This window comes from Pseudomonas sp. DW-iso3, assembly GCF_058725305.1.
Map to the genome: position 1 here is coordinate 864035 of NZ_JBZXDZ010000001.1, position 18409 is coordinate 882443.

The window sequence follows — 18409 nt, forward strand, 5'->3', positions numbered from 1 at the left end:
GAAACAAAAAGCCCCGCCTTCGTTGAATGAAGGCGGGGCTTTTTTGTGGGCGATGGAGTTAGCTCATCATCCCTTTGACCAGGCGTTCCTGTTCGATCAGCTCGCGTTGACGGGCGTCGATACGCGAAGACAATGGGAAGTTGTTGCCGGCGCGACGCTTGGCGAAATCCAACTGCTGGATGGCCTGCTGGAAATCCCCCACCAGCGCAAAGTACTCGGCGCGGGCTTGGTGCAGGCCGATAATGTTGCCGGACAAGCCGCGTGTCTCTGCGACCTGGTACCACACGTCAGGGTCGTCCGGACGAGATTTGAGCAAGCTGTCCAACGCCTTTTCCGCATCGGCGGTACGGTTCTGCTTGAGCAGAAGATCCACGCGTATCTGATTCAGCGGGTAGTTGCCCGGATACTGAGTCAGCATCTTGTCCGTACGTTGCTGGGCGTCAGGCAAGCGGCCGTTGTCAATGTCCAGCTGGATCTGCGCCAGGTTGTAAGTGATGTCGTTGGGTGTCTTCGCAAGCAGGGGCGCCAGGTTTTCCCGTGCCTGTTTGAACTGGGAGCCCTTGATCTGGGCAATGGCCAGGCCATAGCGCGCCACATCGTTCTTCGGGTTTTCGTCCAACTGCGCCTGGAAGCGTTTGGCGGCGAGGCCGGAGGTGTCTTCGTACTGCAGCTGCACCCGTGCGCGGATCAGTTGATAGCGCAGGCTGTCTTCCTTGCCGCCGGTTTTGGCTTGCTCGGCGCGGTTGCGGGTGTCGGCGATTCGCGATTCGGTCACCGGGTGCGTCAGCAGGAATTCCGGCGGCTTGGCGTCGAAGCGGTATTGACGCATCAGGCGTTCGAACATGGTCGGCATGGAGCGCGGATCGTAACCGGCTTTTTCGAGGTTGAGGATGCCGATGCGGTCAGCCTCTTGCTCGTTCTGACGCGAGAACCGGCGCTGTTCCTGGATCGCAGCCGCCTGAGTGCCAGCAATAGCGGCAATACCAGCGTCACCCGCGCCAGCTGCTGCGGCAATGATGCCGCCCAGCAGCGCGGCCATCATCGGGAGTTGCATGCGCTGTTGGGCTTCCACGCCACGGGCGAAGTGGCGTTGGGACAAGTGCGCCAATTCGTGCGCCAGTACCGAGGCATATTCCCCTTCGGTCTGGGCATTGAGGAACAGGCCGCCGTTGACCCCGACAATCCCGCCGGGCGCGGCGAAAGCGTTCAGTTGCGGGCTGTTGATCAGGATGAACTCCAGGCGCCGGTCGTTGACCTGGCTGGTCTCCACCAACTTGTAGACGCTGGTTTCGACGTAATCCTTGAGCTGCGGGTCGTTGAGTTGCGAGACCTGGCCCCGCAGGTACGCCAGCCAGGCGCGACCCAACTGGTATTCCTGTTGTGGCGAGACAATGGCAGAACTGGCGTCGCCGAGTGACGGCAGGTCGTCAGCGAAGCCTGGGGAGGCCAGCAGGCAAGCCAGCGTCAGCAGGGTGGGGCGCAAAAAAGTCATGCACAGAGCCTTTCGACAAAGAGCTTACTGTAGCCGGACACTGAGCTTCGGACCAGATATTCTAAGCATCCCCAATGCTTGCCCGGAGTAAACCATGACCGACGCTGTCGCCTTTGATGCCGAACTCGATGCCAGCGGCCTCAATTGCCCGTTACCCTTGCTCAAGGCCAAGCTGGAACTCAATCGTCTGGCCAGTGGCGCAGTGCTCAAGGTGATCGCCACGGACGCGGGCTCCCAGCGTGACTTCCGCACCTTTGCCAAGCTGGCCGGCCACACGCTGTTGCATGAAGAAGACGCCGCCGGTGTGTACCGTTACTGGTTGCGCAAGGCCTGAACCGTTCGCTCCACCACCCGAGGTTGATTGATGTTCAAAGTGTTACGAGACTGGATCCAGCGCTACTTCTCCGACGAGGAGGCCGTGGTACTGGCGGTCCTGCTGTTTCTGGCCTTCACGGCCGTGCTCACCTTGGGCGGCATGCTGGCGCCGGTGTTGGCTGGGATGGTACTGGCGTATCTGATGCAAGGTTTGGTCACCACGCTGGAGCGTTTGCGCTTGCCGGGTGGAGCCGCCGTGGGGCTGGTATTCGCCTTGTTCATGGGGCTGCTGGTGCTGTTTATCGTGGTGGTATTACCGCTGTTGTGGCATCAATTGATCACGCTGTTCAACGAGCTGCCGGGCATGCTCGCCAAGTGGCAATCGCTGTTGCTGCTGTTGCCGGAGCGCTACCCGCACCTGGTGTCGGACGAACAGGTGTTGCAGGCCATCGAAGCGGCGCGCGGCGAGATCGGAAAGTTCGGGCAATGGGCGCTGACCTTTTCCCTGTCCAGCCTGCCGCTGCTGGTCAATATCATGATCTACCTGGTGCTGGTGCCGATCCTGGTGTTCTTCTTCCTCAAGGACCGCGTCATGATCGGCCGCTGGGTACGTGGCTATCTGCCACGCGAGCGTGCACTGATTACCCGGGTGGCCGAGGAAATGAATCGGCAGATCGCCAACTACATTCGCGGCAAGGTCATCGAGATCATTATCTGCGGCGGCGTGACCTACATCGCCTTTATTGCCCTGGACCTGAACTACGCGGCCTTGCTGGCGTTGCTGGTAGGTATTTCGGTGGTGGTGCCGTATGTCGGCGCGGTGGTGGTGACTGTGCCGGTGGCGCTGATTGCGCTGTTCCAGTGGGGCTGGAGTGACCAGTTCATCTATTTGATGGCGGTGTACGGGATCATCCAGACGCTGGATGGCAACGTGCTGGTGCCGCTGCTGTTCTCGGAGGCCGTCAACCTGCACCCGGTGGCGATCATCTGCGCGGTGTTGTTGTTCGGTGGGCTGTGGGGGTTCTGGGGGGTGTTCTTTGCGATCCCGCTGGCGACGCTGTTCAAGGCGGTGCTGGATGCGTGGCCACGGCAGGAGCCAGTGGTGGCGCCGTTGCTGTGATTTTTTGTGGTTGAGCGGGGCAAACCCGCTCACCACAAGAGCTCGCTGCGTTTCAGCCTTTGCTTAGCGCCTGCGCTGCCGCCAGGACGGCATCCACATGCCCCGGCACCTTTACGCCACGCCATTCCTGACGCAACACGCCCTCCTTGTCGATCAGGAAGGTGCTGCGATCCACGCCCAGGTATTCCTTGCCGTACAGCTTCTTCAACTTGATCACGTCGAACAGTTGGCAGACCGCCTCGTCCTTGTCGCTGATCAGCTCGAAGGGGAATGCCTGCTTGCCCTTGAAGTTCTCGTGAGACTTCACGCTGTCCCGCGACACGCCAAACACTTCGGTGTTAGCCGCTTTGAATGCTGCGTATTGGTCGCGAAAGCCCTGGCCTTCGGTGGTGCAGCCTGGCGTGCTGTCCTTCGGGTAGAAGTAGATCACCACTTGCTTGCCCTTGAGGGCCGCGAGGCTGAAGGTCTGGCCGCTGGTGGCCTGGGCTTCGAAATCGGCTACGGGTTTGTCGATGACTACCGCCATGAAAACTTCCTTACATTGGGTTCTGTGGGCGCCATGGCTCGATCAAGGCGTCGAGGTTCAGGGCATCGGCGAAATCCAGGAACTGGTCGCGCAGCCAGCTGATCTGCACGCCAGCCGGCAACGTCACGGTGAACGTTGCGTTCAGCATGGTGCCGCCGGTTTGCGGGGCCTGGTAGGTGTCGCAGGTCAGGTTCTCCAGCTCGACGTTGTGGTCGATGAAGAACTGGCACAGTTCGTTGACGATGTCCGAACGGTAGGCGGAACTGACATACGCTACATAAGGCAGGGCTTGGGGACGATTCTCCAGGGCGGCGCTGCGCACCACATTGACGGTGAAGTCGTGCTTTTTAGCCAGGCCCGGCAGGCCGGTCTCCAGGCGCGCCAGGGCATCCCAGGTGCCGGAGATCTGCAGGACCAACGCGCTGCACTCGCCATGGCGGGTGAGGCGGGAGGTCACGACGGCGCAGCGGTTTTCATGGCTGGCGCGGCACAGGACGTTGGTCAGCTCCATGGGGTTGGCGCCGAGGGCACTGATAACAAGGAATTGTTCGCGAACTGTGGGGGTGGACATGCAGCCTTCCTAAAACGATGAGCGGTCGATACTGTGCGGGCTGTATCGATCAAAGGATGAAGGGTAGCGAAAACCGTCGCCAAGGGATAGGAGGTGGCGTTTTCATTGCGTGATCGGCTTGATTTCATCGTGCTTCTGGGCAGGCTTTGGCCCAATGATGGCATTGCCCGTCGTTTAGTTGCGCCAGAACGCATCCTCAGGCGGTACTTCGCTTGTGCAAGCATCTTGGCGCCAGTACCATTACGGCTCTCTTTTTCCGGCAGGAGCGGTTGCATGATTGCGGGCAGTATGGTGGCACTGGTCACACCCATGGATGCACAAGGTCATCTCGACTGGGACAGCCTGGGCAAACTGGTGGACTTCCACCTGCAAGAAGGCACCAACGCCATTGTGGCGGTCGGCACCACCGGTGAATCGGCCACCCTCGATGTGGAAGAACACATCCAGGTGATCGAATTCGTGGTCAAGCGTGTCGCGGGCCGTATCGCCGTGATCGCCGGTACGGGCGCCAACTCGACGCGTGAAGCGATCGAGCTGACCAAAAACGCCAAGAAAGCCGGCGCCGATGCCTGCCTGCTGGTGACCCCGTACTACAACAAGCCGACCCAGGAAGGCTTGTACCAGCACTTCCGCGCGATTGCCGAAGCGGTCGATATTCCGCAGATCCTCTATAACGTGCCGGGTCGCACCGCGTGCGACATGCAGGCCGCGACCGTGATCCGCCTGTCCACCGTGCCGAACATCATCGGTATCAAGGAAGCCACTGGCGACCTGCAACGCGCCAAGGACATCCTGGCCGGCGTGAGCAGCGATTTTCTGGTGTATTCCGGTGACGACGCCACCGCTGTCGAGCTGATCCTGCTGGGCGGCAAGGGCAACATCTCCGTGACCGCCAACGTGGCCCCGCGGGCCATGAGCGAAATGTGCGCCGCCGCCATTGCCGGCGACGCCGTGACCGCCCGTGCGATCCACGAGAAGCTGATGCCGCTCAACAAGACACTGTTTATCGAATCCAACCCTATTCCCGTGAAATGGGCGCTGACTGAAATGGGCATGATGCCGGACGGTATCCGTCTGCCGCTCACCCGTCTCAGCGAAGCCTGTCACGAACCGCTGCGACAGGCCCTGCGCCAGTCCGGCGTCCTGGTTTAATTGAGGAAGCACTACGCATGAAGCGATTGGCCGGACTTTCCGCACTTGCCTTGATTATCTCCAGCACCAGTGGCTGCGGTTGGATCTGGGGCCCGGAAGGCTACTTCCGTGACCGCGGCAGCGATTACCTGGAAGCACAACCTACCAAACCTATGGAGCTGCCGCCGGGCGTCAACGTCGCCAAGCGACTTGACCCGTTGCTGCCGATTCCGCGCAATGTCGCCGACGACACCGCCAAGGGTGAGTACGTGGTGCCGCGTCCACAGCCGATCTCGGCCGTGGCGGATGCCAGCGACTACAGCCTGCAGAAGAGCGGTGACTCCCGCTGGATCGTGGCTCAGCGCCCACCTGCCGAAGTCTGGCCAGTGGCCGTGCAGTTCTTCCAGGACAACGGCTTCCGCATCGACGAGCAGCGCCCGCAGACCGGTGAATTCACCACCGCATGGCAGCAGGGCAGCGAACTGTCCGCCACCATGGCCAAGCGCCTGCAGGCCGGTGGTGTAGCCGCCGACAGCGAGGCCCGTGTGCGCGTGCGCATCGAGCCAGGCGTGCAGCGTAATACCAGTGAAGTCTATGTGGTCAGCGCCGAGCGTCCGGCCGGCAGCACCGCCAACGTTGATTTCACCAACCGTTCGGTCAACACCGGTGTCGACTCGGCACTGGTCGACGAGATGCTGGCCAGCATGAGCCGTATCTCCGAGAAGGGCGGTTCGGTTTCTCTGCTCGCCGCACGTGATTACGACACCCCAAGCCGCGTCAGCCTCACCGAAGATGGCAGCGGCAACGTGGTGTTGAACCTGGGGGAAGACCTCGACCGTGCCTGGGCCAGCGTTGGCCGTGCATTGGAACAGGGCCCTTGGCGTGTAGAAGACATCAACCGCAGTCTGGGCCTGTACTACATCAACGTGGCTGAAAAAGCCGAGCGTAAAGACGACGAGCCAGGTTTCTTCGGCAAGTTGTTCGGCAGCAAACCGACCAAGGAAGAGATCGAGACCCGCGCCGAGCGTTATCAGGTTCGTTTGAGCAAGGTAGGCGAAAGCGTGCAGGTCACCGTCGAGAAGAACATCAACACCGTTGCACCCGCTGAAACAGCGCGCAAAGTGTTGGGCGTGATTCAAGACAACCTGGGCTGATCCGGTGCGTTTTGCCGTTCTCGGCAGCGGTAGCCAAGGGAACGGTACGCTGGTCGCCCACGACGACACGTACGTGCTGGTGGATTGTGGTTTCTCGTTACGGGAAACCGAGCGGCGCCTGCTGCGACTGGGGGTTCACCCCGCGCAGCTGAGCGCGATTCTGGTGACCCACGAACATGCCGACCACGTGCATGGCGTGGGTTTGCTGTCTCGGCGCTACAATCTCCCGGTGTACCTCAGTCGCGGTACCTTGCGCGGGATGCGCAAACCCATCGAACCTGCAGGTTTCCTGGCTGGTGGCGAGACACTGCAGATTGGTGCGTTGAGCATCAATGTGATTGCCGTAGCGCACGACGCCCAGGAGCCGACGCAGTACGTATTCAGTGACGGTGAGCGGCGTTTCGGCGTGCTCACCGACCTGGGTTCCTACTGCTCAAAGGTGCTGGATGGTTACCGTGACCTGGATGCATTGATGATCGAGTCCAACCACTGCCGAGACCTGCTGGCGCGTGGTCATTACCCGTACTTTCTCAAGCAACGGGTGGGCGGCGAGCTGGGGCATTTGAACAACCACCAGGCGGCGTACCTGGTGTATGAGTTGGGCTGGCAAGACTTGCAACACCTGGTCCTGGCCCACCTGAGCAGCAAGAACAACCTGCCGCAGCTGGCCCGGCAATGTTTTGTCGACACCCTCGGGTGCGACCCGGACTGGCTGCAACTGGCCGATCAAGATTCAGGGCTCGATTGGCGACACATCGCCTAGCCCACCATTTAGCAAGCGGAGCCCATCATGGAAAAACGTGAAGAACTCTACCGCGGCAAAGCCAAGTCGGTGTACAAGACCGACGACGCCAACCGCCTGATCCTGCTGTTTCGCAACGACACCTCGGCGTTCGACGGCAAGCGCATCGAACAACTTGATCGCAAAGGCATGGTGAACAACAAGTTCAACGCCTTCATCATGCAGAAACTCGAAGCGGCCGGCATTCCGACCCAATTCGACAAACTGCTGGGCGACAACGAGTGCCTGGTCAAGAAGCTCGACATGATCCCGGTTGAATGCGTCGTGCGTAACTACGCGGCCGGCAGCCTGGTCAAGCGTTTGGGCGTGGAAGAGGGCCTCAAGCTCAACCCTTACACCTTTGAACTGTTCCTGAAGGACGACGCCAAGGGCGACCCGTTCATCAACGAATCCCACGTCGTGGCATTCGGCTGGGGCACCGCTGAGCAACTGGCGCGCATGAAGGAGTTGTCCCTCAAGGTCAACGACGTGCTGAGCAAGCTGTTCGACGACGCTGGCCTGCTGCTGGTGGACTTCAAGCTCGAATTCGGGGTCTTCCACGACGGCTCCATCGTCCTGGGCGACGAATTCAGTCCTGATGGCTGCCGCCTGTGGGACAAAGACACCAAGAAGAAGATGGACAAGGACCGCTTCCGCCAGGGCCTCGGTGACGTCATCGAAGCCTACGAAGAAGTCGCCAACCGTCTGGGCGTACCGCTTTAATCGACGCAAGCATCTGATAGCACGGAAAAAAATCGCTTCGGCGCTTTGCTTTCCTGATCCACGCTGTTATGATGCGCGCCGTTGGAGAGATGCCAGAGTGGCCGAATGGGACGGATTCGAAATCCGTTGTACCTTCACCGGTACCTAGGGTTCGAATCCCTATCTCTCCGCCATATTTAAAAAGCCCCGAGCGCTTAACCGCCTCGGGGCTTTTTTGTGTTTGGGGGAATGCCTTCTCTTTCGCGCCCCCCAAGCACCCGCCAATATCCGTAAATCGCCAATTACGAGAAACGCGGTGACGCCTGGAGAGCCCAAATCCGTCGCAAAGGATAGAGCCGAGAAGGTTTCCGGCTGTCAGGGATTGAGTTATCGACGCTTCCCTTGCCGTCGGTTAATGGCTCCGAACGCCTTGATGCAGATTCCCGGTGCTGATCTCCGGGAATAGCGGTCATCGCTGACCCCCCTTAAACGAAAAAGCCCGCTGAGCTCAACACCCAGCAGGCTTTTCAGTCACTACGTTCCCGGTCAGGCAGGCTGCGCTGCCAAGCTATTGCTCACATTCCGCCCCAGCACCAGCACCGTCACAAAACCCACGCCTACCAATGCGGTCGCGAGGCTCAACAGCACGGCGCTGCCCATCTGGTCGACGATCCGTCCGCCGAAGAACGAGCCCAGCGCAATAATCACCTGGAACAACGCGACGAACAGCGGCATGCCACGCTCCACATCCTTGGGCGCTACGACAAACATCCAGATACTGGCGCAGGCCGGGAAGGCGCCGAAGGCGAAGCCCCAGAGTGCGATCAGCATGGAGGCGCCGGTCAGGCCGGTGGCGAAGTAGGGGAACAGGGCGGTGCTGGTGCCGATCATCAGCGCGACCAGCAGCAGGGTGTAGCGCACGCTGCGGTTGGCGGCGAAACCGGCAAAGATGTTACCTGCTACACCGGCCACGCCAAACATCAGCAGCAGCGAGCCGATGGTCGGACCATCGAAGCCGGAGCTGTTCTTGAAGAAAGGCGCGACGTAGGTGTACGCGGCAAAGTGCGCCAGACCGATCAGCAATACCGCGATCAAACCGACCCGAGCCCGTGGGTTGATGAACAACGCCGGCAGGTCGCTGACAAGAATGGGTTTTTCCGGCTTGAGGATGGGGAGCAGGAGGACCTGTGCCAACAGCACCGGTAAGCCCAGCAACGCGGTGACCAGGAAAGTCATGCGCCAGCCCATCAAGCCACTTAGCCATGTGCCCACGGGCACGCCGAGTACGGTGGCCAGTGTCACGCCCATCATGATGATCGAGGTGGCCTTCGCGACATCCACGCCTTTGGGCGCCAGGCGGCCGCTGAGGGCGATGGCTGTGGCCCAGAAACCGCCGATGCTGATACCCAGCAATACGCGACCGAATAGCAGAAGGCTGAAATCACTGGCGAAGGCCACCACCATGTTGGCGATGATCATGATCAGCGTCAGGCCGATCAGCAGATAACGGCGGTCCATGGCGCCAATGATCACCGACAGCAGGGGCGCGGCGAGCGCGGCCATGATGCCGGGCAGGGTAACCATCAGGCCGGCGTGACCGGCACTGATGCCCAGGTCCGCAGCGACATCGTTGAGTACGCCCACTGGCAGAAACTCGCTGGTCACCAAGGCAAAGGCGCCCACGGCGACTGAGAGAATCGCCAGCCACTGCTGTTTGACGCTCTGTTGATTATGTTCGGGAAGGCCGCGAGGGGCCTGGCTGGCACTTGGCATAGTGTTGGGTTCCAGGGTGAACGTCGCCCGAAGCCAGGCGAGGGGGAGGGAATTAGGAAGCGATTATAGGAATCAGTGCTGAAAATCGAGCAGGCGCTCGTTTCGATAGTAATCATCAGTGCTATCGATGCGACGCTCTAGCACGCACTGCATGACCGATGCACCTTTCGCACGGACTTGCAAAACGTTGCCTACAGGCAGCGCATTGCAGTGGCTCCTGCAGTTTATTACGTTGTGATAGCGCACTCGATCAGGCGCTAACCACTGCAAAGGAATTGCATCATGAGCAAGAACACGAAAAAAACCTCCGGCAAGATAGCTACCCTGGCGGCCGATACCCTCAATAATCCAGACGCTTCGGTCATTGCCAAAAGCCTTGCCGCTTCAGCGTTGGCTCAGCGCAGTACCGAGAAGCAGACAAGCGCTGTGCTGGAGGAGAAGGCGGCGAAAGTGCTTCAAAGCGACCAGTACAGTGAGGCTGCAAAATCCCTTGCGGCCTCGGTTCTCTCCCAAGCCAATAAAGAACGGGGACGCTGAGTAAAAGGTTCCCTGTTGTTCTGGCTTGACCACTCCCTTCAGAGAGGCGTTCATCCACTTTTAGAAGCGTGCGCGCCGTGGTCAGCCAGGCGCGCTGTCAGGCTCTGAATAAACACGGTTTCCGCGCGGCTCATCTTCTGCTCTCGATTCCACAGTAGGTGAATGTCCACGTCCGTTATTCCCTCATCCGGCGGTAACCGCCAGAGCAGCCCGTTTTTCACATCATCCGCGACCACATGGATCGGCAGGCAGCCCAGGCCGAAGCCGGCGATCACCAAACGCCGCACTTCTTCCAGGCTTGAAGACGACGCCACAATCCGCCCACTGAACCCTTGCTGGTCGCGGAAAATCGTCAACGGTGAGAGCATCCCGCCAATCTGGTCGCTGGTAAAACTGACGAAGTTCTCCGATTGCAGGTCCCCCTCCGCCAAACCGATGCGCCCGAACAGCGGATGGTGTCGCCCACAAAAAAACGCATAACGCTGGCGCAGGAACAGGTGTTGTTCCAGACGTGGCTGTGGCCGACGGTTAAGGCTCAGGCCCAGCGTCGCGGTTTTTTCCAGGAGCGCGGCGACGATGTCCGAACTGCGCATCACCTCGACTTCCAGGTCTACCCGAGGGTGTTCACGATGAAAGTCCGCCAGGTATTCATCGAAGGTGTCCGAGTTGATCCGGCTGATCATCAGCAATCGCACTTTGCCGATCACTTCATCACCGGGTTTTTGCAGGGCGTTACTCATCTGCGACACCTGGCCATACATCTCGCCGGCGATGGCGAAGATCTGCTCACCGGCCTCCGTCAGCACAAAGCGTGGACCCCGGCGAACGATGAGTTGGCAATCGAGTTGTTCTTCCAGCCGCTTGAGTGCCTGGCTGATCGCCGGTTGGGTCAAGTGCAGACGGGCGGCGGCGCGGCTGATGCTCAGCTCCTGGCCGATCACGCGGAACGTGCGCAGCAGGTTCCAGTCCAGGCGGTCGTTGAGCAAAGGGTGAATGTCGCGGCGGGCGTCGGGCATGCTGCAGCTCGATAATAAGCAGGATTTATAATTGGAATAATAAATAGAAAATTGACTAATCATAGCCCCAAGACGATAAATCACCCTCAACAAGCGCCATCAGAGCGCATGCGTTCGACCTTTCTCCTGCCAAAAAAATAACCAAAGGAGCCAGCCCCATGAAGCCTTCCGCTTCGCCCCAGCCTCGCCGTGCTGCGGCCGCCGCTTTTATCGGCACCATGATCGAGTGGTACGACTTTTACATCTACGCCACCGCCGCGGCGCTGGTGTTTGGCCAACTGTTTTTCCCTTCTGACGACAAGCTCTTTAGCACCATGGCTGCGTTCGGCACCTTTGCCGTGGGTTTCTTTGCGCGGCCGTTGGGCGGCATTGTGTTCGGGCACATCGGTGACCGGATTGGCCGCAAAAAATCCCTGGTGATTACCCTGGTGATGATGGGCGTGGTTACCGTGTGTATCGGTCTGCTACCGACCTACGCGCAGATCGGTGCCGCTGCGCCAGTACTGCTGGTCCTGCTCCGCGTGGTGCAGGGTATTGCCGTCGGCGGTGAGTGGGGCGGCGCGGTGCTGATGGCGGGCGAGCATGCGCCCAAAGGCCGGCGCAACTTCTTTGCTTCCTTCGCGCAATTGGGCAGCCCGGCTGGGTTGATCCTGTCACTGTTGGCGTTCAGTGCGGTAACCCGCCTGCCGGAAGACGAGTTATTAAGCTGGGGCTGGCGCGTACCGTTCCTGGCCAGTGCGTTGCTGTTGGTGGTCGGCTTGGCGATTCGCCTGGGCGTGAACGAGTCGCCGGAGTTTCTTGAAGACAAAGCGCTGGCGGAAAAAGCGCGGGCGATCAAGAAAGACCAGGCGCCCGTCATTGAAGTGCTGCGAACCGCCTGGCGTCCGCTGCTGCTGTGCATCGGTGCCAACACCCTGGGCATCGCTGGCGTGTATTTCACCAACACCTTCATGATTGCCTACAGCACTCAGCAACTGGGCCTGCCGCGCTCGTTGATTCTGGAGTGCCTGTTCTTTGTCGCCATCATCCAGTTCTGCGTCCAGCCGCTGGCTGCCTGGGTGGCGGAGAAGGTCGGTGCCACGCGTTTCCTGTGCGCGATGACCGTATTGGCCATGGCTTCGCCTTACCCCATGTTCGTCCTGGTCAGCAGCGGCCAGGCGCCTTTGATCATCCTCGGCATCGCCCTGGCAGTGGTGTGCATGGCGTCGTTTTATGCCGTGATCGCCGGCTTCGTCAGCGGCCTGTTTGAAACCCGCGTGCGTTACACCGCGATTTCCCTGGCGTACCAGGTGTGCGGCGCGCTGGCGGGTGGCCTTACGCCATTGATCGGAACCTGGCTGGCCCACGAATACCAAGGCCAATGGTGGCCAATGGCAGTGTTTTACAGCTTGATCGCGGCGGTCTCGCTGGTGTGTGTGCTGGCGTTGTCGCGCCGCCATGCCTCCGCGCACCGTCTTGAAATGGCCCATAGCGTTTGAGGGAGTGATTGTAATGTTGAAGATCAACGGCGAGCGCCTGTGGGCCAGCCTGATGGCCATGGCCGAGATTGGCGCCACGGCGCGCGGTGGCAGTTGCCGCCTGGCCTTGAGCGGCGAAGACCAAGCCGGTCGCGAACTGTTCAGCCACTGGTGCACGGCCGCCGGGTTGAGCCTGAGCGTGGATGCCATCGGCAATCTGTTCGCCCGCCGTGCCGGTACGGACAAGGACGCGGCACCGGTGATGATGGGCAGTCACCTCGACACACAACCCGAGGGCGGCCGCTTCGACGGTGTCTACGGTGTATTGGCGGGTCTGGAGGTGATTCGCAGCCTGGACGATCACGGGATCCAGACACGCAAACCACTGGAAATTGCGGTATGGACCAACGAGGAGGGCGCCCGTTTTACACCCGCCATGCTCGGTTCGGCGGTATTCACCGGCACCCTGGCGCTGGACAAGGCCCTGGCCACTGCCGACGTCGATGGCATCAGCGTGGCCGAGGCCTTGTGTGCAACTGGCTACAACGGTTCACGCCCACTGGGTGGCGCGGTGGATGCGTATTTCGAAGCGCATATCGAACAAGGCCCGATCCTTGAAGACAATGCCAAGAGCATCGGTGTGGTCACCGGTGGACAGGCAATTCGCTGGCTGGATGTGCGCGTCGAGGGTATGGCTGCCCACGCCGGCACTACGCCGATGCCGCTGCGTAAAGACGCGTTGTATGGCGCCGCACAAATGATCCAGGCGCTGGAGAAACTGGCGGCGGATTTTGCCCCGGAAGGCCTGACCACTGTAGGTGAATTAAGCATCGCCAAATCGTCGCGCAACACCATCCCTGGTCTGCTGAATTTCACCGTCGATTTGCGTCATCACCGCGACGACGATATCGACGCCATGGAACAACAGGTGCGCCGACAGTTACAGGCCATCGCCGAGCAACGCGGACTGTCCGTGACCGTCAGCCCACACTGGATCAGCCCGGCCACGCCCTTCGACGCCGACTGCGTCACCTGCGTACAAGCCGCCGTGGATGGCCTGGGTTACAGCCAGCAACGCATCGTCAGCGGTGCCGGTCACGACGCCATCCACCTGGCGCGCTATTGCCCGACGGCGATGATCTTCATCCCTTGCGTCGGCGGCCTCAGTCACAACGAAGCCGAAGACGTGTTGCCCGAAGACGTGCGCCAGGGCACCGACGTATTGCTCAATGCCGTGTTGAAGCGCGCCGGCCAGGTTCAGTAAGGAGATTTTTCATGCGTACGTTTTTTCATCCCGAACAACTTCTGCATCATCCGCGCAGCTACTACTCCCGTGGCCAGATGCGTACGCCGCAGGAGGTCCCCGAGCGTGCCCGTCATCTGCTGTTGGCGGCACGCACCTTGGGTTTTGACATCCAGCAGCCGCAGGACTACGGCCTCGATCCACTGCTGGCGGTACACGGTGCGCCTTACCTGGCATTTCTGCAGGAGGCCCACCAACGTTGGCAGGAAATCCCCGAAGACTGGGGCGACGAAGTCATGTCCAATATCTTCGTGCGCGAGCCCAACGCCCTGCGCGGCATCCTTGCCCAGGCTGCGCGCTACCTGGCGGATGGCAGTTGCCCGATCAGTGAGCTGACGTGGCGCTCGGCCTACTGGTCGGCCCAGAGCGCCGTTGCTGCCGCCAAGGACATTCTTGAGGGCGCCCCGGCGGCCTACGCGCTCTGTCGTCCACCGGGACATCATGCTCGTTACGATGCAGCGGGGGGATTCTGTTACATCAACAACGCAGCGGTAGCAGCGCAGGCATTGCGCCAAGGTTTCCAGCGCGTCGCCGTGCTCGACACCGACATGCACCACGGCCAAGGCATCCAAGAGATTTTCTACGACCGTGACGACGTGCTTTACGTCTCGATTCACGGTGACCCCACCAATTTCTACCCTGGCGTTGCCGGCTTCGTCGAAGAGCGCGGTAACGCAGCAGGCCAAGGCTTCAACCTCAACCTGCCGATGCCCCACGGTGCCAGTGAGGCCGTGTTCTTCGAAAAACTGGAACTGGCTTTGGCGGCGGTGAAGAACTTCTCGGCAGAGGTGCTGGTGCTGTCACTGGGTTTCGATATCTACGAGCTGGACCCGCAGAGCAAAGTCGCAGTAACGCGCGAGGGGTTCGCGCGGTTGGGTGAGTGCATTCGCGGGTTGGGATTGCCCTGTGTGATCGTGCAGGAGGGTGGGTATCACCTGGAGACGCTGGATAGCAATGCGCAGGCGTTTTTTAATGGGCCGCAGGTTTGGCAGCGGCTTTAACCTGTTTGCACCGACTCGACGCCGGGGTGATTTACGGTAAGGGTTCACGGGGAGGCGGGTAGCAGGGTTATTACGACAAGCTGATCCCGGCATGCATGGCGCCCCATCGGCTCCCGTACGATAATGCCCACTACCTCGACCACATTGGCCCTCACGTGATCATCAACTTCGACCTCAACGACCTCCAAGCCTTTCGCGCCGTGGTAGACAAGGGCAGTTTTCGCGGTGCCGCCGAAGCCATCCGGATTTCGCAGCCGGCCCTCAGCCGGCGTATCGAAAAGCTTGAGACCGCCCTGGATGTGAAGCTGTTCGAACGCACCACGCGGCGCGTCAGCCTGACCATGGTCGGCCGTGCGTTCCTGCCTAAGGTCGAGCGCATGCTCGACGATCTCGATCTCGCGCTCATGGGCATCAGCAATGTCGCGTCCACACGCATGGGCAATGTCACCATCGCCTGCGTGCCGTCGACGGCGTACTACTTCATGCCCCACGTGATCTCCGAATTCCACAAGCTGTATCCAAAGATTCGCCTGCGGGTGCTGGATGCCAGTGCCGGTGAAGTGTGCAATGCCGTAGAAAGTGGCGAGGCGGATTTCGGTGTGAGTTTCAGCGGCAGCCTGGCCGATGACGTGGAGTTCGAACTGCTGCTGCAGGAGCGCTACGTGCTGGCCTGTCGCCGCGATCACCCACTGGCACAGCGCGACAGCGTGCCCTGGTCCGAGGCCTATGAACACGACTACATCACCGTGGACAAGACCTCCGGCAACCGCTTCCTGCTCGATCAGGCCTTGCGCGGCGTACGGGTGAAAAAGCCGAGTATCTGCGAGACGCACCACGTGACCACCATGATTGGGCTGGTGGAGGCGGGGCTGGGGGTGGCGATGGTGCCGTCGATTGCGATGCCGGCGGTCGAGCACCCGATTCTGGTGAGTGTGCCGCTGGTGGAGCCTCAGGTGATGCGCAATGTGGGGTTGATCAAACGCCGCGGGCGGACCTTGCCGCCAGCGGCGCTGGAGTTGGAGCGGTTGGTGCGGGAGATGCCGTTTCGGTCAGGGTGACACCGAGTCCAGGCCGGTGGCTTGTACCACCGGTTGCGCCTGGGGCGACGCCAGATACTGCAACAACGCCTTGGCCTGCTCCGGGTGTTCGGCGTTGAGCGGAATGCCCGCCGCGAAGCGCGTCACCGATTGCACGTCTTCCGGAATCTTGCCGACGTAGGTCACACCCGGCACCGGCAACAGTTCCGCGACCTGCTGCAAGCCCACCTCGTAGTCGCCCTTGGCCACCTGCTCGGCCACCGGCAGGCGTTCGATCATGGTGCCTTTGGTCGGCATGCCGAGCTTCTTGAACAGCTCCTTCTCGACATACACACCGCTGGCGCTGTCCGAGTAAGCCACGGATTTGGCCTTGCTCAGCACGGCTTTCAGCTCGGCGTCAGTACCGATCGCAGGTTTGACCGCGCCGGCCTTCACCACCAGGCCGATACGCGAGTCCGCCAGTTCCACACGGGAGGCCGGGTCGACCTTGCCTTGTTTGATCAGCTCATCCAGGGCGTAACCGACCATGATCACCACGTCGGCGTGTTCGCCACGGGCCAGGCGGTTGGGAATTGCTTCCGGCGCCTTGCCCATGGACGGACCCAAAATGGTTTCGAGGCTGTCGCCGCTTTGCTTGGCGTACTGCGGGCCGAGCACTTTATACGCGGCGGTGAAGCCACCGGAGGTCATCACTTTGAGCTGTTCGGCCTGGACCGACAGCGACAGGACGCCAAGGGCCAGCGCCGATAGGGTTTTATATAACGCCTTCATTACGCCGCCCCCTGCATGACTTGTCCGCGAGCATTGGCGCGACGATACAACGCCAGGGTCGAGCACAGTGCACACGCTGCGGCGAACATCATCCAGTAGGCCGGCGAGGCTTTGTCTTCGGTGATGTGGATGAACCAGGTAGAGATCGCCGGGGTAAAACCACCGAAAATCGCGGTGGCCAGGCTGTAGGCCAGGGAGAAACCCGCCACGCGCACTTCCACCGGCATGATTTCGGTAAGCGCCGGGATCATTGCGCCGTTGTACAGGCCGTAGAGGAAGGAGAACCACAGCAGGGTTTCCAGCATATGGGCAAAGCTCGGTGCATTTACCACGTAGGACAGCGCTGGATAAGCGGTCAGAACCGTCAGCACGGTCATGGCGATCAGCACCGGCTTGCGGCCGAAACGGTCGCTGAGGGTGCCACCGATCGGCAGCCAGATAAAGTTCGACACTGCCACCAGCAGGGTCACTAACAGAGCGTCGGACGTGCTCAATTGCAGCACGGTCTTGCCGAAGGTCGGCGCATACACCGTGATCAGGTAGAACGCGGTAGTGGTCATGGCCACCATCAGCATGCCGCCAATCACCACGGTCCAGTTCTTCACCAGGGTCGCCAGCACTTCGCGCATGGTCGGGCGATGCTTGCGGTTGGCGAACTCTTCGGTTTCCTGCAGGCTGCGACGCAGGATGAAGATGAACGGAATGATCACGCAGCCGATGGCGAACGGAATGCGCCAGCCCCAATCCGCTACCACGGCGGGTTCCATCCACACGTTCAGGCCATAACCCAGCGCGGCGGCGACCACGATGGAGATCTGTTGGCTGCCCGATTGCCAGCTGGTGTAGAAGCCTTTGCGGCCGGGCGTGGCCATTTCGGACAGGTACACCGACACACCGCCCAGTTCAGCGCCGGCCGAGAAGCCTTGCAACAGGCGACCGAGCAGCACCAGCAAAGGCGCCCACAGGCCGATGGTGTGATAGCTGGGGACCAGCACGATCAGCAGCGTGCCGCTGGCCATGATCGACAGCGTCACGATCAACCCTTTGCGGCGACCGACGTCATCGATGTAGGCCCCTAGGATGATCGCGCCCAACGGACGCATCAGGAAGCCTGCACCGAACACGGCGAAGGTCATCATTAATGACGCAAACTCATTAGCGGCAGGGAAGAATGCGGCAGCGATGTAGGTGGCGTAAAAACCGAACAGGAAGAAGTCGAATTGTTCGAGGAAGTTGCCCGAAGTAACGCGGAATACCGCACCCACTTTCGAGCGGGCAGAGTCGGGTCGGGTAGGGCTAGTCATGGTTTTGTGTCTCCAGCGTTCTTTTTAAAGTGCTTGTTTCGCCTAAGACCGAGAATAGTGGCTGACACATTTAGAAATGATAAGTGACAAATTTGGATGCATTGATGTGTCTTCGCTATCAATCGGTAATAGATCAACAACGCATTCGCTGTTCTATGCTGAAGGTTTGACCAAGTCTTACGGACGGGAGGTGGCGATGACTGACCAACAGAAGCAACGGGATGAGCGGGAGCGTGAGCAGACCCGGCAGCGGGAGGAAGAAAAACCGCAGACCTGGAAACATCCCGATGATGGGACAGAGCTTTCCGAGCGGGATCAGGAGCGTCCACTCAAGCCGTAGTCCCAGGTTAGATAGGGTCAAACTGTGGGAGCGGGCTTGCTGGCGAACGCTGTGCGTCAGTCAACCAATGTGTTGGCG

Annotated in this window: 19 protein-coding genes and 1 tRNA gene; 13 read left to right on the forward strand and 7 right to left on the reverse strand. The window is 60.4% G+C overall.

Annotated features, from left to right (window positions below; genetic code table 11):
• Positions 1 to 58: 58 nt before the first annotated feature.
• A complete protein-coding gene (locus AC4PS7_RS03985) occupies positions 59 to 1492 on the reverse strand; it encodes a M48 family metalloprotease (protein WP_010212199.1) in 1434 nt (477 codons plus the stop codon).
• Between the two features lie 94 nt (positions 1493 to 1586).
• Between AC4PS7_RS03985 and AC4PS7_RS03990 the strand changes: the two genes are divergently transcribed.
• Together AC4PS7_RS03990 and AC4PS7_RS03995 are read left to right on the forward strand one after the other, a co-directional pair.
• Complete coding sequence (locus tag AC4PS7_RS03990) at positions 1587 to 1826, forward strand: sulfurtransferase TusA family protein (protein ID WP_010212198.1); 240 nt, start codon at positions 1587 to 1589, stop codon at positions 1824 to 1826.
• Positions 1827 to 1856: 30 nt separating this feature from the next.
• Positions 1857 to 2927 carry an AI-2E family transporter gene (locus AC4PS7_RS03995; protein WP_010212197.1) on the forward strand — a complete coding sequence of 357 codons (1071 nt, stop codon included), beginning with the start codon at positions 1857 to 1859 and terminating at the stop codon, positions 2925 to 2927.
• 52 nt (positions 2928 to 2979) lie between these two features.
• Here AC4PS7_RS03995 and AC4PS7_RS04000 read toward each other — a convergent pair whose 3' ends face one another.
• On the reverse strand, positions 2980 to 3453 hold the full coding sequence (locus AC4PS7_RS04000) for a peroxiredoxin (protein WP_010212196.1): 474 nt from the start codon (positions 3451 to 3453) through the stop codon (positions 2980 to 2982).
• Positions 3454 to 3463: 10 nt separating this feature from the next.
• The gene (locus AC4PS7_RS04005) at positions 3464 to 4024 is read right to left on the reverse strand and encodes a glycine cleavage system transcriptional repressor (protein WP_003172487.1); all 561 of its coding nucleotides are present in this window, start codon (positions 4022 to 4024) and stop codon (positions 3464 to 3466) included.
• A gap of 273 nt (positions 4025 to 4297) precedes the next feature.
• On the opposite strand from AC4PS7_RS04005, the gene dapA reads away from it, so the two are divergent.
• The 5 genes from dapA (at position 4298) to AC4PS7_RS04030 (ending at position 7986) form a co-directional block, all read left to right on the forward strand.
• Positions 4298 to 5176: a 4-hydroxy-tetrahydrodipicolinate synthase gene (gene dapA / locus AC4PS7_RS04010; RefSeq protein ID WP_010212195.1), complete on the forward strand. Its 879-nt coding sequence runs from the start codon at positions 4298 to 4300 to the stop codon at positions 5174 to 5176.
• A gap of 17 nt (positions 5177 to 5193) precedes the next feature.
• Positions 5194 to 6309, forward strand: a complete 1116-nt coding sequence (bamC, locus tag AC4PS7_RS04015; protein ID WP_010212194.1) for an NlpB/DapX family lipoprotein — start codon at positions 5194 to 5196, stop codon at positions 6307 to 6309.
• Positions 6310 to 6313: 4 nt separating this feature from the next.
• Positions 6314 to 7072 (forward strand): MBL fold metallo-hydrolase, encoded by a 759-nt coding sequence (locus AC4PS7_RS04020; protein WP_021491032.1) that lies wholly within the window; start codon positions 6314 to 6316, stop codon positions 7070 to 7072.
• A gap of 27 nt (positions 7073 to 7099) precedes the next feature.
• Complete coding sequence (gene purC / locus AC4PS7_RS04025; RefSeq protein ID WP_010212191.1) at positions 7100 to 7813, forward strand: phosphoribosylaminoimidazolesuccinocarboxamide synthase; 714 nt, start codon at positions 7100 to 7102, stop codon at positions 7811 to 7813.
• Positions 7814 to 7896: 83 nt separating this feature from the next.
• Positions 7897 to 7986: transfer RNA gene (locus AC4PS7_RS04030), tRNA-Ser, on the forward strand.
• Positions 7987 to 8338: 352 nt separating this feature from the next.
• On the opposite strand, the gene AC4PS7_RS04035 is transcribed toward AC4PS7_RS04030, so the two are convergent.
• Positions 8339 to 9565, reverse strand: coding sequence for an MFS transporter (locus AC4PS7_RS04035; protein ID WP_106118971.1), 1227 nt, complete (start codon positions 9563 to 9565; stop codon positions 8339 to 8341).
• Between the two features lie 282 nt (positions 9566 to 9847).
• Between AC4PS7_RS04035 and AC4PS7_RS04040 the strand changes: the two genes are divergently transcribed.
• Complete coding sequence (locus AC4PS7_RS04040; protein ID WP_042570713.1) at positions 9848 to 10102, forward strand: hypothetical protein; 255 nt, start codon at positions 9848 to 9850, stop codon at positions 10100 to 10102.
• A gap of 50 nt (positions 10103 to 10152) precedes the next feature.
• On the opposite strand, the gene AC4PS7_RS04045 is transcribed toward AC4PS7_RS04040, so the two are convergent.
• Entirely contained in the window at positions 10153 to 11118 is a 966-nt protein-coding gene (locus AC4PS7_RS04045) for a LysR family transcriptional regulator (RefSeq protein WP_010212188.1), read from the reverse strand.
• A 158-nt stretch (positions 11119 to 11276) separates the two neighbouring features.
• On the opposite strand from AC4PS7_RS04045, the gene AC4PS7_RS04050 reads away from it, so the two are divergent.
• The 4 genes from AC4PS7_RS04050 to AC4PS7_RS04065 all read left to right on the forward strand — a co-directional run bounded on the left by AC4PS7_RS04050 (position 11277) and on the right by AC4PS7_RS04065 (position 15937).
• Complete coding sequence (locus AC4PS7_RS04050; RefSeq protein WP_010212187.1) at positions 11277 to 12596, forward strand: MFS transporter; 1320 nt, start codon at positions 11277 to 11279, stop codon at positions 12594 to 12596.
• A gap of 13 nt (positions 12597 to 12609) precedes the next feature.
• Complete coding sequence (locus AC4PS7_RS04055) at positions 12610 to 13839, forward strand: Zn-dependent hydrolase (RefSeq protein ID WP_492179098.1); 1230 nt, start codon at positions 12610 to 12612, stop codon at positions 13837 to 13839.
• A gap of 11 nt (positions 13840 to 13850) precedes the next feature.
• Positions 13851 to 14879, forward strand: coding sequence for a histone deacetylase family protein (locus AC4PS7_RS04060; RefSeq protein ID WP_492179099.1), 1029 nt, complete (start codon positions 13851 to 13853; stop codon positions 14877 to 14879).
• 155 nt (positions 14880 to 15034) lie between these two features.
• Positions 15035 to 15937: a LysR family transcriptional regulator gene (locus AC4PS7_RS04065; protein ID WP_010212183.1), complete on the forward strand. Its 903-nt coding sequence runs from the start codon at positions 15035 to 15037 to the stop codon at positions 15935 to 15937.
• On the opposite strand, the gene AC4PS7_RS04070 is transcribed toward AC4PS7_RS04065, so the two are convergent.
• Together AC4PS7_RS04070 and AC4PS7_RS04075 are read right to left on the reverse strand one after the other, a co-directional pair.
• Complete coding sequence (locus tag AC4PS7_RS04070) at positions 15929 to 16687, reverse strand: substrate-binding domain-containing protein (protein ID WP_492179100.1); 759 nt, start codon at positions 16685 to 16687, stop codon at positions 15929 to 15931. The two genes, AC4PS7_RS04065 and AC4PS7_RS04070, sit on opposite strands and share 9 nt — an antisense overlap.
• A complete protein-coding gene (locus tag AC4PS7_RS04075; protein WP_021491026.1) occupies positions 16687 to 17991 on the reverse strand; it encodes an MFS transporter in 1305 nt (434 codons plus the stop codon). The genes AC4PS7_RS04070 and AC4PS7_RS04075 overlap by 1 nt, the downstream gene beginning before the upstream one ends.
• 196 nt (positions 17992 to 18187) lie before the next feature.
• Here AC4PS7_RS04075 and AC4PS7_RS04080 point away from each other — a divergent pair, with 196 nt between their 5' ends.
• Positions 18188 to 18331 carry a hypothetical protein gene (locus AC4PS7_RS04080; RefSeq protein WP_010212178.1) on the forward strand — a complete coding sequence of 48 codons (144 nt, stop codon included), beginning with the start codon at positions 18188 to 18190 and terminating at the stop codon, positions 18329 to 18331.
• The last annotated feature ends 78 nt before the right edge of the window (positions 18332 to 18409 follow it).

Bases quoted from the DNA above. Each gene is read 5' to 3' on its own strand.
- AC4PS7_RS03985 (WP_010212199.1), bottom strand. From the start codon at position 1,492: ATGACTTTTTTGCGCCCCACCCTGCTGACGCTGGCTTGCCTGCTGGCC.
- AC4PS7_RS03990 (WP_010212198.1), top strand. From the start codon at position 1,587: ATGACCGACGCTGTCGCCTTTGATGCCGAACTCGATGCCAGCGGCCTC.
- AC4PS7_RS03995 (WP_010212197.1), top strand. From the start codon at position 1,857: ATGTTCAAAGTGTTACGAGACTGGATCCAGCGCTACTTCTCCGACGAG.
- AC4PS7_RS04000 (WP_010212196.1), bottom strand. From the start codon at position 3,453: ATGGCGGTAGTCATCGACAAACCCGTAGCCGATTTCGAAGCCCAGGCC.
- AC4PS7_RS04005 (WP_003172487.1), bottom strand. From the start codon at position 4,024: ATGTCCACCCCCACAGTTCGCGAACAATTCCTTGTTATCAGTGCCCTC.
- dapA (WP_010212195.1), top strand. From the start codon at position 4,298: ATGATTGCGGGCAGTATGGTGGCACTGGTCACACCCATGGATGCACAA.
- bamC (WP_010212194.1), top strand. From the start codon at position 5,194: ATGAAGCGATTGGCCGGACTTTCCGCACTTGCCTTGATTATCTCCAGC.
- purC (WP_010212191.1), top strand. From the start codon at position 7,100: ATGGAAAAACGTGAAGAACTCTACCGCGGCAAAGCCAAGTCGGTGTAC.
- AC4PS7_RS04035 (WP_106118971.1), bottom strand. From the start codon at position 9,565: ATGCCAAGTGCCAGCCAGGCCCCTCGCGGCCTTCCCGAACATAATCAA.
- AC4PS7_RS04040 (WP_042570713.1), top strand. From the start codon at position 9,848: ATGAGCAAGAACACGAAAAAAACCTCCGGCAAGATAGCTACCCTGGCG.
- AC4PS7_RS04045 (WP_010212188.1), bottom strand. From the start codon at position 11,118: ATGCCCGACGCCCGCCGCGACATTCACCCTTTGCTCAACGACCGCCTG.
- AC4PS7_RS04050 (WP_010212187.1), top strand. From the start codon at position 11,277: ATGAAGCCTTCCGCTTCGCCCCAGCCTCGCCGTGCTGCGGCCGCCGCT.
- AC4PS7_RS04055 (WP_492179098.1), top strand. From the start codon at position 12,610: ATGTTGAAGATCAACGGCGAGCGCCTGTGGGCCAGCCTGATGGCCATG.
- AC4PS7_RS04060 (WP_492179099.1), top strand. From the start codon at position 13,851: ATGCGTACGTTTTTTCATCCCGAACAACTTCTGCATCATCCGCGCAGC.
- AC4PS7_RS04070 (WP_492179100.1), bottom strand. From the start codon at position 16,687: ATGAAGGCGTTATATAAAACCCTATCGGCGCTGGCCCTTGGCGTCCTG.
- AC4PS7_RS04075 (WP_021491026.1), bottom strand. From the start codon at position 17,991: ATGACTAGCCCTACCCGACCCGACTCTGCCCGCTCGAAAGTGGGTGCG.
- AC4PS7_RS04080 (WP_010212178.1), top strand. From the start codon at position 18,188: ATGACTGACCAACAGAAGCAACGGGATGAGCGGGAGCGTGAGCAGACC.